General features: G+C 73.9%; 11 protein-coding genes. 9 read left to right on the forward strand and 2 right to left on the reverse strand.

Annotated elements, in window-relative coordinates; all coding sequences use genetic code 11:
- Positions 1-37 precede the first annotated feature (37 nt).
- The 6 genes from VIS07_06510 to VIS07_06535 all read left to right on the forward strand — a co-directional run bounded on the left by VIS07_06510 (position 38) and on the right by VIS07_06535 (position 7717).
- On the forward strand, positions 38-1075 hold the full coding sequence (locus tag VIS07_06510) for a glycosyltransferase family 2 protein (GenBank protein ID HEY8515144.1): 1038 nt from the start codon (positions 38-40) through the stop codon (positions 1073-1075).
- Positions 1072-2271: a glycosyltransferase gene (locus tag VIS07_06515; protein HEY8515145.1), complete on the forward strand. Its 1200-nt coding sequence runs from the start codon at positions 1072-1074 to the stop codon at positions 2269-2271. Before VIS07_06510 ends, VIS07_06515 begins: the two co-directional genes overlap by 4 nt.
- A complete protein-coding gene (locus tag VIS07_06520; GenBank protein ID HEY8515146.1) occupies positions 2268-3197 on the forward strand; it encodes a glycosyltransferase family 2 protein in 930 nt (309 codons plus the stop codon). The genes VIS07_06515 and VIS07_06520 overlap by 4 nt, the downstream gene beginning before the upstream one ends.
- Complete coding sequence (locus VIS07_06525) at positions 3197-4336, forward strand: glycosyltransferase family 1 protein (GenBank protein HEY8515147.1); 1140 nt, start codon at positions 3197-3199, stop codon at positions 4334-4336. The genes VIS07_06520 and VIS07_06525 overlap by 1 nt, the downstream gene beginning before the upstream one ends.
- Complete coding sequence (locus VIS07_06530) at positions 4333-6234, forward strand: hypothetical protein (protein HEY8515148.1); 1902 nt, start codon at positions 4333-4335, stop codon at positions 6232-6234. The genes VIS07_06525 and VIS07_06530 overlap by 4 nt, the downstream gene beginning before the upstream one ends.
- A gap of 70 nt (positions 6235-6304) precedes the next feature.
- Positions 6305-7717 carry an amidase gene (locus VIS07_06535; GenBank protein HEY8515149.1) on the forward strand — a complete coding sequence of 471 codons (1413 nt, stop codon included), beginning with the start codon at positions 6305-6307 and terminating at the stop codon, positions 7715-7717.
- A 7-nt stretch (positions 7718-7724) separates the two neighbouring features.
- Here the strand turns inward: VIS07_06535 and VIS07_06540 are convergent, their stop codons facing one another.
- A complete protein-coding gene (locus tag VIS07_06540; protein HEY8515150.1) occupies positions 7725-9413 on the reverse strand; it encodes a CopD family protein in 1689 nt (562 codons plus the stop codon).
- A 3-nt stretch (positions 9414-9416) separates the two neighbouring features.
- Positions 9417-9797 (reverse strand): copper resistance CopC family protein, encoded by a 381-nt coding sequence (locus tag VIS07_06545; GenBank protein ID HEY8515151.1) that lies wholly within the window; start codon positions 9795-9797, stop codon positions 9417-9419.
- Positions 9798-9980: 183 nt separating this feature from the next.
- On the opposite strand from VIS07_06545, the gene VIS07_06550 reads away from it, so the two are divergent.
- The 3 genes from VIS07_06550 to VIS07_06560 all read left to right on the forward strand — a co-directional run bounded on the left by VIS07_06550 (position 9981) and on the right by VIS07_06560 (position 13257).
- Positions 9981-10925, forward strand: a complete 945-nt coding sequence (locus VIS07_06550; GenBank protein HEY8515152.1) for a glycosyltransferase family 2 protein — start codon at positions 9981-9983, stop codon at positions 10923-10925.
- 13 nt (positions 10926-10938) lie between these two features.
- Positions 10939-12408 carry a flippase gene (locus tag VIS07_06555; protein ID HEY8515153.1) on the forward strand — a complete coding sequence of 490 codons (1470 nt, stop codon included), beginning with the start codon at positions 10939-10941 and terminating at the stop codon, positions 12406-12408.
- A 129-nt stretch (positions 12409-12537) separates the two neighbouring features.
- The gene (locus tag VIS07_06560) at positions 12538-13257 is read left to right on the forward strand and encodes a polyprenol monophosphomannose synthase (protein ID HEY8515154.1); all 720 of its coding nucleotides are present in this window, start codon (positions 12538-12540) and stop codon (positions 13255-13257) included.
- Positions 13258-13285 lie beyond the last annotated feature (28 nt).

The following is a 13285-nucleotide window of genomic DNA, read 5'->3' on the forward strand; positions in this document are numbered from 1 at the left end:
CAACGCGACAGGACCGCAGGAGGAGTGCGGTCGCACGATGCCCAAGCTCATCATTCAGATTCCGTGTCTCAACGAGGCGGAAACGTTGCCCGAGACGGTCGCCGCCCTGCCGCGCAAGCTACCGGGCATCGACTCGATCGAGATCCTGGTCATCGACGACGGGTCGGAGGACGGGACGGTGGAGGTGGCGCGACGCCTCGGCGTCGACCACATCGTGCGGTTTCCGCAGCATCAGGGGTTGGCGAAGGCGTTCTCGGCGGGAATCGATGCAGCTCTCAAGCTCGGCGCCGACATCATCGTCAACACGGATGCCGACAACCAGTATGAAGCGCACGACATCCCGGCGCTGGTCAAGCCGATCCTCGACGGTCGCGCCGACATGGTCATCGGCGACCGCGGGCCGGAGAGCCTCGAGCACTTCAGCCCGCTGAAGCGCGCGCTGCAGTTCTACGGCAGCTGGGTGGTGCGCGGCCTCTCGGGGACCAACGTGCCCGACGCCGCGAGCGGCTTCCGCGCGCTGTCGCGCCGCGCCGCGCTGCGCCTCAACGTGATGTCGGACTTCACCTACACGCTCGAGACGCTGGTCCAGGCGGGCAAGAAGCAGCTCGCGGTGACGCACGTCCCGGTGCGCACGCGCAAGACGCGCCCGTCGCGCCTGTTCTCGAGCATCCCGACCTACCTGCGGCGCTCGTTCGTCACGCTGGTGCGGATCTACTCGCTGTACGAGCCGATCCGGGTGTTCTGGACGCTCGGCGCGGTGATGGTGTCGATCGGCATCCTGATCGGGCTGCGCTTCCTCTACTACTACTTCTTCGAACCCGCCGGCGCCGGCAAGGTGCAGTCGCTGATCCTCGCCGCGGCCCTGTCGATCATCGGCATGCAGACCATCCTGATGGGGCTCGTCGCCGACTTGATCGCCTCGAGCCGCTCGCTGATCGAGGACACGCTGCTGCGCGTGCGCAAGATGGAGCTGCGTCTCGGCGAGGCGCCCGACACCGAGCCGGGCTACCATCCCGAGCAGGAGGAGCTCGAGCCGCTCGAGGTGCAGCGGGGGACGGGCGCGGCGTCGCGGTGATCGCGCTCCTGTTCGGGACGTACAACTCGCGACACGCGGCGAACTCCCTCCTCGCGTCGGACCTGCGCGCGGCGGGATTCGAGGTGCGCGAGTGCCACGAGCCGCTGTGGGAGGCGACGCGCGACAAGGACGCGCCGTACTTCGCGCCGCTCGGTCTCGCGCGTCTCGCACTGCGCTACCTCGCCGCGGCTGCGCGTCTCGCGCGCCGCTTTCCGGCGAGCGCGCGCGGCGCGTCGCTCGTGGTCGCGGGCTTCAACGGCCAGCTCGACGTGCTGCTCGCGCGCGCTCTCGCCGGCGGGCGTCGCGTGCTGTTCGCGCCGCTCGTGACGGTCAGCGAGACGCTGATCGACGATCGCGCGACGTATCGCGACGGCACGCTCGCCGGACGTCTCCTGCGCGCGCTCGATCGCCGGACGCTGGCCGCGGCGGACGTCGTGCTGATCGACACCGCGGCGCACCGCGACTACCTGATCGCGCGCCTCGGCGCCGAGCCGGCGCGCGTGGTCGTGCAGTACCTCGGCGCCGAGCCGGCGTTCGCCGCGGCCGAGGCCGCAGGCGACGCCGCGGGGGAAGCCGACGTCGCGAACGCCACCGACGTCGCGAGCGCCGCGCGGCCGCTGCGCGTCCTCGGCTACAGCCAGTACCTGCCGCTGCACGGCAACGAGGTGATCGCGCAGGCGGCGCGCCTGCTGACCGACGACCCGAGCATCGCCTTCGAGCTCGTCGGCACCGGACCCGAGCGCGCCCGCGTCGAGCCGCTGCTGCGCGCTCTGCCGAACGTCACTCTCGTGGATTGGGTTCCCTACGAGGAGCTGCCCGCGCGCATCGCGGCGGCCGACGTGGCGCTCGGCGTCTTCGGCACGACCGACAAGGCGCGCATGGTGATTCCGAACAAGGTCTACCAGGCGGCGCAGGTCGGGCGGGCGATCGTCACGGCCGACACGCCGGCGATCCGCGAGGTGTTCGTGCACGGCGAGTCCGCCTGGCTCGTGCCGCCCGAGCCGCGCGCGCTCGCCGACGCGCTCTTGCGGCTCGCGCGCGATCCCGACCTGCGTGCGCGCCTCGGACGCGGCGCGCGCAGCGCCGTCGAGCGCGCGGCCGGACCCGCGGTGCGCGCCGAGCGGCTGCGCGCGGCGCTCGCGCAGCGCGGGCTCGTCGCGGCTGCGGCGCCGCTCGTGGAGGGAGTCGCGTCGTGAGCGAGCCGGTCGTGGCTGCGGTGGTGGTGACGTGGAACGGCGGCTCGACCACGGACACCTGCATCGAGACGCTGCGCGAGAGCGAGGGCGTGCGCCTGCGGATCATCGTCGTCGACAACGCGTCGCGCCCCGAGGAGCGCGAGCGCCTCGTCCGGCAGTACGGCCAGGCGAGCGACGTCGAGCTCGTGCTGCTCGACGAGAACCGCCACTTCGCGGGCGGCGTCAACGCCGGCGCGCGGCGCGCGCTCGAGGGCGAGGCGACGCACCTGCTGTTCCTCAACAACGACACCATGCTCGCGCGCGACTGCATCCGCCTGCTGGTCGAGACGGCGGAGTCGCACCCCGAAGCCGGCATCGTCGGGCCGGCGCTGCTCGACCTGAAGCCGCCGCACCGTCCACTGTCGCTCGGCGAGCGCTACGCCGCGTGGTCGCTCGCGGTGCCGCGCACGCTGCTCAAGGTGCGCTCGCGCGGCGACGGGTCGCCGTACCGCGTCGGCGGCATCATGGGATCCGCGATCCTCGTCACGCGCGAGTGCTTCGAGCGCGTCGGACCGTACCGCGAGGACCTGCTCGTCTACTACGAGGAGGTCGACTACTGCCTGCGGGCGCGCCGGCTCGGCTACCAGCCGCTGCTCGTGCCGGGCGCCATCGTGCTGCACGACGGCATGCGCGGCTTCGTGACCGGGCTGCAGCCGTACGCGGCGCACCTGAAGACGCGCAACCAGCTTCTCTTGATGCGCGACCACGGCAGCGCCGCCGCGTGGCTCGCGTTCGTGCCGATCTACCTCGGGCTCGTCGTCGGCAGCTCGGTGATCTACGGGCTGCGCGGCCGCAGCGACGTCGTCTCGGCGCTGTGGCGCGGCGTCCGCGAGGGCCTGCGTCACGTGCTCGGCCGGCCGGCGGCCGCCGCGGGCGACGCTGCCTGATGCCGCTCCACGTGGCGATCGGCGCCGTCGTCGGCGTCACCGGCGGTCCCGCGACGTACGCGGTCGAGCTCGTGCACGCGCTCGCGACGCTCGACGATGGGCCGGCGCTCGAGCTCACGGTGCTCACCGACCGCCCGGATCTGTTCGCCGATCTCGCGGGCGTGCGCGTGGTCGACGTCCCGCTCGCGTCGTCGTGGCGCCAGCCGTGGTGGGACAACGTCGCCGTGCCGCGCCACCTGCGCGCGCTCGCGCCGGACGTCTACCACGGCACCAAGCACGCGCTGCCGCTGCTCGCGACGCCTGCGCGGACGGCGCAGGTGGTGACGATCCACGACCTCGCCGTGCTCGCGGAGCCCGAGACCTTCGCGCGCGCGCAGCGTCTGCAGCTGCTCGTCCACCTGCGGCACGCCGCGCGCGCCGCGCAGCGCGTGATCTGCGTCTCGCGTCACGCCGCGGGCGACGTCGAGGCGCGCCTCGGCATCCCGGCCGAGCGCATCGCCGTCGTGCCGCACGGCGTGAGCGCGCGCTTCCGGCCGCTGCAGGACCAGCGGCGCCGCGAGGCGGTGCGGCGCGCCTACGGCGCGGCAGAGGGCTTCCTGGTCTCGTTCGTCGGCACCGCGCAGCCGCGCAAGCGCATCGAGGTGGCGGTCGAGGCGGTCGCGCGCCTGCGCGCGGAGGGGCTGCCGATCGTGCTCGTCATCGCGGGGCGCCGGCGGCCGGGCTACACCGCGCCCTGGCTCGAGCAGCCGCCGCCGTTCGTGCGCCTGCTCGGCGAGGTCGACGCCGAGCGGCTGGTCGAGCTCTATGGCGCGTCGGACGCGATGGTGAGCCCGTCGAGCTTCGAAGGTTTTGGCTTGACGTTCGTCGAGGCGATGGCGTGCGGCTGTCCGGTGATCGGCGTCGCGGCGACGTCGGTGCCGGAGGTGGTGGGCGAGGGCGGTCTGCTGGTCGAGCGTCCGGACGCGGGGCTGGTCGCGGACGCGCTCGCGCGCCTGCTCCGCGACCGCGAGCTCTGGGCCGCGAAGTCGCGCAGCGCGCTCGCGCGCGCGGGCGAGCTCTCCTGGCGACGCGCCGCCGAGCGCACGCGCGACGTCTACCTCGCCGCCGCGGCGGCGCGACGCGACGGGTCGCCGGCGTGAAGGGCGACGGGGCGCGCGCCGGAAGCGTCGTCCTCGAGACGGCGCTCGTCTTCCTCGCGACGCTCGCCTACCTCTGGCTCTTCCGCCTCTACGGCTTCGACCTGGTCGACGAGGGAACGCAGCTCGCGCAGATCGACCGCGTGGCGCGCGGCGCGCGTCCGTACCTCGACTTCGAGACCGGCTACACGCCGGGCTACTTCGCGCTCGCCGTCGCGGTGTGGCGCGCCGGCGCGGGCGAGCTGGTGGCGCTGCGGACGTTCGGCGTGCTGCTGCACGCGACCACGGTGGCGCTGCTGTTCGCGTGCGCGCGTGCGTGGCTCGGCCGCGGGCTCGCGGTCGTGCTCGCGGCGTTCCACCTCGCGTTCCTCCTGCCGGTGTCGCCGCGGCAGGGGGCGCCGTTCAACACGCCGTACCCCGGCTGGATCGCGGCCCCGCTGGCGCTCGTCGCGCAGGCGCTGGTGGCGGGCCTCGCGGCACGGCGCGCGCTCGGCGGGGACGTCACGGGTGTTGCTCGTACCACGAGCGTCGCGAGCGCGGCGCGCGTGCTCGGCGCCGGGGTCGCGGCCGGGGTCGCGTTCTCCGTCAAGCCAAACGCGGGGCTGCTCGCGCTCGCCGGCGCCGGGCTCGCGCTCGTCCCCGGTTGGCCGGCCGCGGAAGGCTTCTCGCGGTGTCTCGCGCTCGCCGTGCGCGCCGCGGCGGTGCTGTCGGCGCTCGTCCTGCTCGGCGGCGCGGCGCTCGAGCCAGGCTACACGCTCGCGCTCGTGCTGCCGGTGGTGCTGGCGGCGGTGTGGACGGCGCCGGTCGCGCCGCAGACGGCGTCGCGTCCGCTGCTCGACGCCGTGCTGCTCGTCGTCGGCTTCGTGCTGCCGGTCCTCGTCTGGCTGCCGCCGCTCGTGCACGAGCTCGGCTGGGCGCGCTTCGCGCGCGAGGTGCTCTTGCTCGACGGCGGCGGCGTGGTCGCGGCGTACCTGCTGCCGTTCGCGCTGCCCGAGGCTCCGGCCGCGGCGCTGTGCGCCGGCGTCGGGCTCGCGCTCGTGCTGCTGCGCGTGGCACCCCGCGCCACGGCGGTGGCGCTCGTCGTCGGTCTCGCGACGCCGCTCGCGCTCGACGCCGATGCGTCAGCGCGCATCGTCGCCGAGCAGGCGTGCCTGTGGCTCGGGCCCCTCGTGCTGGCGCTCGGGCTCGTGCTCGTGCCGTCCGCGCGCGACACCGCGGGGACGCACGCGCTGCTCGCCTTCGCGGCGCTGTTCGCACTGCAGCTCTTCCCGCGTCCCGATCTGATCCACGTCGCGATGAGCGCGCCCTCGGTGCTGCTCGCCGCGGGTGCGGTGGTGCAAGTGTTGCTGCGTCGGATGCCTGCGGATCGCGCGCGTGCGGAGCGTGCGCACCGCGCGCCGTGGCTGCGCGCCGCCGCGGCGGCGCTGGTGCTCCTGCTGTGCGCGGCGCGCGCGTATCCCGCGCTGCGCGCACGCCTCGCCGAGCCGCTCGCGCCGCTCGACCTCGGACCGCGCGCGCCGCTCGTGATCGCGGCGCCGTACCAGGCGCAGCACGCCTGGATCGGCGACGCGGCACGCGCGATCGCGTCGCGCACCGAGCCGCGCGACGCCGTCTTCTACTTTCCGGACCTGGCCGGGCTCGGCTTCCTCGCGGACCGACCGTCGCCGTTCTTCTACGTCTACTTCGTGCCCGGGCGCCCCGACCGCGAGGGCGAGCGGCGCACGCTCGACGAGCTCGAGCGCTTGGCGCCGCCGCTCGCGGTGACCGGCGCGCCGCGCGTCCCGGCGTTCGCCGGCGCCGAGCGCTACTTCGAGGCGATCGTCTCGTACCTCGAGCGCCGCTACGCGACGCCGGTCCAGGTCGGCGAGGTCGAGCTGCGCGAGCGCCGGCTCACCCCGTGAGCGGCGCGTTTGCGCGCACCCTTCCGAACAGTAAGACACGAGCCCTCATGAACGGGACGAGGCAAGGATCGTGAGCACGGAGCACTGGCGCGCGTCGGCGAGCGAGCTCGCACGACGCATCGCGGCGCGCGAGGCGAGCTCGCGCGAGGTCGTCGAGGCGCACCTCGAGCGCATCGAGAAGATCAACCCGGCGCTGAACGCCATCACCGTCGTTTTCGCCGACGAGGCGCTCGCCGCGGCCGACGCCGCGGACCGCAAGCTCGCGTCCGGCGAGCCGATCGGGCCGCTGCACGGCGTCCCGTTCACCGTCAAGGAAAACATCGACGTCGCGGGCTCCGCGACCACCGAGGGCGTCGCGGCGCTCGCCAACATGGTGCCGCCGATCGACGCGCCGATCGTCGAGCGCATGCGGCGCGCGGGCGCGATCCCGATCGCGCGCACCAACATGCCGGACTTCGGGCTGCGCATTCACACGCACAGCTCGCTGCGCGGCCTGACCAAGAACCCGTGGCATCCCGAACGCACGGCCGGCGGCTCGAGCGGCGGCGAGGCGGCGGCGCTCGCGACCGGGCTCACGCCGCTGGGTCTCGGCAACGACATCGGCGGCTCGCTGCGCAACCCCGCGCACTGCTGCGGCATCGCGTCGCTGAAGCCGACCACGGGACGTCTGCCGCGCGCGAGCGCCGGGCCGGTCGAGGATCCGACGATGTCCTCGCAGCTCATGTTCGTCGACGGGCCGATGGCGCGGCACGTCGAGGACCTGGGCCTCGCGCTGTCGGTGATCGCCGGGCCGCATCCGCGCGATCCGTTCTCGGTGCCGGCGCCGCTCGTCGGACCGCCGGTCGGCAATCGCGTGCGCGTCGCCGTGCTCGAGGAGTGGCCCGGCGGCACGACCGAGCCCGGCGTGACGGCCGCCGTGCGGCGCGCCGCCGACGCGCTCGCCGACGCCGGCTACGACGTCGCGGTCGCCACGCCGCCGCTCGTCGAGCGCGCGGTCGAGGTCTGGGGCGCCTGGCTGGTCAGCGAGCTGCGGCCGACGCTGCCGCTGCTCTCCGGGCTGATGGGCGAGGAGGGCCGCAAGGTGCTCGACTACTGCGCGCGCCGCTTCCCGCCGATCGAGCTCGACGGGCTCGTGCAGCTGCTCGCGGAGCGGCACGGCATCGCGCGCGCCTGGAGTGCGTTCCAGGTCGAGCGTCCGCTGCTGCTGTGGCCGGTGTGGACGCGCACCGCGTTCCCGCACGGCGCCGACATCGCGAGCGAGGAGGAGGCGTTCGCGACCTTCGACCTGCTGCGGCCGGCGCTGCCGCCGAACCTGCTCGGGCTGCCGGCGGCGTGCGTGCCGGCAGGCGTGGCGGACGGGCTGCCGGTCGGCGTGCAGGTGATCGGGCCGCGCTTCCGCGAGGACCTGTGCCTCGACGCCGCGGCCGCGATCGAGGCGCGGCTCGGGCGCTTGACGCCGATCGATCCGCGCACGGAGGTCTGAGCGCGCGCTAGACGAGCTCTCGGTACGACAGCGTCATGAACAGGCCGATCGCCAGCACCAGCGTCGGCCACAGGAACGCCGCGAGCCGCTGCGGCACGAGCTGGCGCAGCTGCAGCCAGCGCACCATGCCGGCGAGGACGCCGAGCCCGCCCAGCACCGCGTGCTGCACGTTGATCAGCGTGGTCAGCGAGTCGCTCGCCGAGAAGCTCGAGTGCGCGTGGCCGAGCAGCAGCAGGCTGCCGACCACCATGACGATCGGCAGCGCGTGCCCGAGCGGACGGTGGGGTCCGCCGCGCCGCGCCTCGCGCAGCCCGAGCCACGCCAGCACGACGATCATCAGCGCGCCGACGCGGTGCTCGAGCACGATCGGATCGGTGAGCGCGACGAGCGGGCTCACGGTGCCGAGCGGCCACACCTCGGGATCGCTCGCGATCGCGACGAACACCGCGAACGGGACGAACGCCGCCGGCCACACCCAGGCGGCGATGCGCGCCGCGAGGCTGTCGCCGCCGACCGACTGTACGAGCCAGGCGAGGCCGAGCAGGATGACGAGCGCGCCCGACCACTGGTGCATGAACTCGGAGTACTTGAGGTCGTCCTCGGTGCGCGTCGCGCTGCCGACCCAGGTCGACGGATCGACGATGTCGGTGCGTGGCATGCGCGGCTCGAGGATCGCCGCGGTCTGCGCCTCGGTGAGGCGACCCTCGCCCTGCGGCGTCGGCGGCGACACCGAGGCGAGGATGCCCGCGGTGATCACCAGCACCAGGCCGACGCTCACCTCGAGCTCGATCGTGCGCACCAGGCGGCGCAGCACCTCGGGCGGAGCTCCGGTCGTGAGCGGCCCGGTCGCGGACGGCTCGGCGAGGCGCAGCAGGGCAGGGCGTACGTAGCGGTAGTTCACGAAGCCGCCCGCGACGAGCGGGACGAGCAGCCCGAGCTTGGTCGCGAGCGTGAGCCCGTAGGCCGACGTCAGCACGGCCGTCGGCGTTCCGAGGTAGAGCCAGGTCGCGACGCTGCCGGTCACGAGCAGCGCGAGACCCGCGGTGAGCGCCATCGGCGAGAAGCGGCCGACGATCGCGGCGACGAGCCGCACCTGCTCGGCGTCGGTCGCGCCGAGCAGCGCGCGACGCGTGAGGAAGAGGTGGCCGAGCACGCCGAGCCAGCTCGCCGCCGCGACGACGTGCAGGAAGTGCAGCGCGATCGCGCCCTCGCGTCCGGTCGGCTGCGCCGCGGCGTGCGTCACCAGCGCCGTCGTCACGGCGGCGCCGATCCCGACCGCGAGCAGCGGCAGCCAGACGACCCGACGGCGCGCGCGCTCGACGTCGCGCGAGAGCCACCAGGCGAGCGCCGCCGCCAAGAGCAGCAGCGAGCCGCGCGTGACCGTCAAGCGTCCGACGGTGGTCGCGGTCGCGAAGCGGAAGACCAGCGACGGCTCCGCGCCGGCGAGCAGCGTCACTCCCTCGAACTCGGCGACCTGCACGATCAGGTTCAGGAAGCAGGCGACGCCGCCCACCGCGGCGACGAGCGCGGTGGAGCGCGCGGTGCGCACCAGCAGGTCGTCGTCGAGCCGTCCCGCGGTCGAGGTGAACGCGGCGACGTCGCGCGCCGGCAGCAGCACGATCAGCGCGAGAAGCGGGGCCGCGAGGGTGAGGAGCACGCCGACGAGCTGCGTCGCGTGCAGGGCAGAGTGCTCCAAGACTCAGTCCTGCTTGCCGACCGAGAAGCGGACCCGGCCGCGCGCGCTGTGCCCGTCACGCGACAGGACCTTCCACTGCACCACGTAGTCCCCCGGCGCGAGCGGCCTGAGGTCCGTGACCAGGTGGGTTCGGTCGCTCGGATCGACCTGGGGCTTTCCGGTCGCGAAGTTCTCGTCGTCGGCGGGGCCGCCGTCCGCGTTGGCGCGATGGACGGCGACGTCGTTGAAGTCGTCGTCGAGCAGCTCGTTGAACCAGAGGTCGATCTTGGCCGGCGGCGTGGCCAGCGACGAGCCGTCGGACGGCACGGCGCGCGTCAGACGGGCGTGCGCGGCGGCGTCGGTCGCGAATGCGAACGGCAGAGCGGCCGCAAGCGCGAGCAGCACGAGCGCACGGCACGAGCGACGGGCGCGTCGGGCGGCGCCCGCGAATGAGCGTCGTCGCGAGACGGCGAAGGTCATCCCACCTCGTTTGCCAATCGACCTGCGTGTCCGCAAGCCGCTCGCGCGCGCGGCCGGACGTCGTTCGCTCGCTTGACCGTCGTCGGGGACAACCCGTATCGCCCGGGCGTGGCAGGGGAAGGCGAGCGCGACGAGCGACCGCGGGTCGCCGTGGTGGTGCTCGACTGGAACGGCGGCGAGGACGCGCTGGCCTGCGTCGCGAGCGTTCTGGAAAGCCGCTACCGACCGCTCGACGTCTGGCTGGTCGACAACGCGTCGCGCGCGCCGGTGCTCGAGGAGGCGCGACGCCGTCACCCCGAGCTGCGGACGATCGCCAACCCGCGCAACCTCGGCTACGCGGGAGGCAACAACGTCGGCATCCGCGCGGCGCTCGAGGAAGGCGCGCAGTACGTGCTCGTGCTCAACAACGACGCGCGCGCCGAGCCCGACACGATCGCGGAGATGGTCGCGGTCGCACGGCGCGATCCGAAGATCGCCGCGGTCGGCGCCAAGGTGCTGCGTCTCGACGACCCGACGCGGCTCTGGATGGCGTGGGGCGAGGTGACCTACCGGCAGAGCCTCGTGCGGCTCGTCGGCGAGGATGCGCCGGACGGACCGCAGTTCGACGTGGAGCGCGACGTCGACTGGGTGTCGGGCGCCGCGATCCTGCTCGCGCGCCCGGCGCTCGAGGCGATCGGGCTCTTCGACGAGGAGTTCTTCGCCTACCACGAGGAGGTCGACTGGTGCGCGAGCGCGCGCGAGCGCGGCTTCCGCGTGGTCTACGCGCCGCGCGCCGTCGTGCGTCACCGCGGCGAGTCGAGCTCGGGCGGCCGCAGCTTCGTCAGCCGCAAGCAATACTTGACGGCGCGCAACATGGTGCGCTTCGTGCGCAAGCACGCGTCGCGCGCGCAGCGCTGGCGGTTCGCGGCGTTCGTCGCGGCGACGCTGCCGCTCTCCTACCTGCGACGCCTGCCGCGCGGCGAGGCGGAGGGCGTCGTGCTCAAGCTCCGCGGCTTCGCCGACGCGCTCTCCGGACGGCCGATCCCGCGCGCGCGGCTCGGGCTCGACGGTTGACGGGCGTCGTCTGATGGAGCTGCGCTCGTTCGCGCGCGGGGGGCTGCTCGGTCTGCTCGCGCTGGTGGTGGAGAAGGCGGTCGCGCTCGTCCTGGTGATCGGGCTCGCGCGGCTGCTGAGCCCGGTCGACTACGGCCGCTACAGCTTCCTGATCGCCTACCTGACGCTGTTCCAGGTGCTCGCGGAGCTCGGCACCGAGCAGATCTTGCTGCGGCGTCTCGGCGCGGCGCGCGAGCGCGCGGAGCGCGACCGGCTGGTCGCGGGCGCGCTCGGGCTGCGCGTCACCCTGGCGCTGGTCGCCTGTGCGTCGGCGGTCGCGCTGGCGCCGCTCGCCGGCGGCGGCGACCCCGCGCTGCTGCGGCGCACGGCGCTCGCCGGCGCGGCGCTGCTGTTCACCGCGCAGCCGGGCTACCGGGCGCTGTTCCGCGCCGAGCTGCGCATGGGCGCCGTGCTCGGCTGCGCGGTCGCGACCAACGCGCTCGTGCTCGCGCTGGTCGGCGTCGCGCTCGCGGCGGGCTTCGGGCTCGACGGCGTCCTGGTCGCGCTCGCCGCGGCGAACCTCGCGGGCTTCGCGGTCGCGGCGTTCGTCGGGCGCGACCTGTTCCGCTTGCGGCTCGCGGTCGACCTGCCGCTGTGGCGCGAGCTCGTGCACGACGCCTGGCCGGTCGGCGCCAACGTCTTCGTCATCACGCTCGCGCTGCGGATGGGGCCGCTGCTGCTGATGCGGCTCCGCGGCCCGGTCGAGGTCGGCTGGTTCTCGTCGGCGTCGCGTCTCGTCGACGCGCTGAACCTGCTGCCCGACGCCGCGATGCTGACCGTCTACCCGCTGTTCGTGCGCTTCGCGACGACGCGGCCGGACTCGCTGCGCGCGCTCGCGGAGATCGTCGCGAAGCTGCTCGCGGTGGCGCTGCTCTGTGTCATCGTCGTCGTGAGCCAGGTCGCGAGCGAGGTCATGGGCGGGCTCTTCCGGCCGGAGTTCGCGGTGGCGGGCGGCGCGCTCGCGCTGCTCTCGTGGTCGGCGCTGCTCGCGGCGCTCGGCGCGGTGTACGGGAATCTTCTGATCGCGGTCGGACGGCAGCGGGTGCTGTTCCGGGTGAACTGCGCCGCGGTCGCGCTCCAGATCGTGCTGCAGCTCGTGCTGATCCCGTGGCGCGGCGTCGACGGCGCGGCGCTCGCGGTCGTCCTGACCGCGGTCGCGAGCCACGCGACGCTCTACGCGCTCGCGGCGACGCGCACCTGGGTGCGGCCGTGCGTGCACGCGGCCGCCGCCCCGACCGGGCTCGCGCTCGTGCTGCTCGGCGTCGGGGGGATGCTGCCGGGCGGCTCGTGGGCGCGCGCCGCGGTGCTCTTGGCCGCGTTTCTCGCGCTGCTGCTCCTGACGCGCCTCGTCGGCGCCCGCGACGTCCGCGTGCTGCGCGAGCTCCTGCGGACGCACGACGAGGAGCCCGTCGCGACGCCGCCCGTCCCGGCGCTCGAGCCGTGAGCGCCCCGAGCAAAGATCCCCGCTTGGGTTGCGTCGGCGTCCTCTGCTAGGGACAAACCCCGTCCGTCCGTACGCATCCCTGCGCAGCGCGCGAATCCCACGAACTCTCCGAGGTCAGCAAGAGCTCCCGTGCCCGAGAAGATCGTCGTCATTCCGACCTACAACGAGCGCGGCAACATCGAGCGTCTGCTGCCGCAGCTCCTCGACTTCGACCCGGAACTGGAGGTGGTCGTGGTCGACGACCAATCGCCGGACGACACGGCGAGCGCCGCCGAGGAGATCGGCCGGCAGCGCGGTCGCGTCCACGTCGTCCGCCGCGGCCCCAAGCAGGGCATCGGGCCCGCCTACCGGGCGGGCTTCAAGCGCGCCCTCGAGCTCGGAGCCGAGTACATCGTCCAGATGGACGCGGACTTCTCGCACCCCATTGCCTCGCTCCCCGACCTGTTCGAGAACGCCAAGCGGGAGTACGACGTCGTCCTCGGCTCGCGCTACTTGGACGGCATCACGGTGGTGCGATGGCCGATCGAGCGCCTGCTGATCAGCTACTTCGGCAACTACTACGTGCGGAAGCTGACCGGGCTGCCGGTGCGCGACACGACGGGCGGCTTCAAGTGCTGGCGCCGCTCCGCGCTCGCCGCGATCGACCTCGATCAGGTGCGCTCGAACGGATACTCGTTCCAGATCGAGATGACGTACCGCGCGTGGTGCAAGGGCATGCGCATCCTGGAGGTACCGATCATCTTCATGGACCGTGAGGTGGGCACCTCGAAGATGTCGAAGAAGATCGGCCTCGAGGCGCTGTGGATCGTCTGGGAGCTCAAGCTGCGGCGCGCGCTCGGGCGCCTCTGAGGACGTCGGACCGGGTCGCGTGCGCGTC

This window comes from Candidatus Binatia bacterium, assembly GCA_036563615.1.
Lineage (GTDB): Bacteria > Desulfobacterota > Binatia > UBA12015 > UBA12015 > DATCMB01.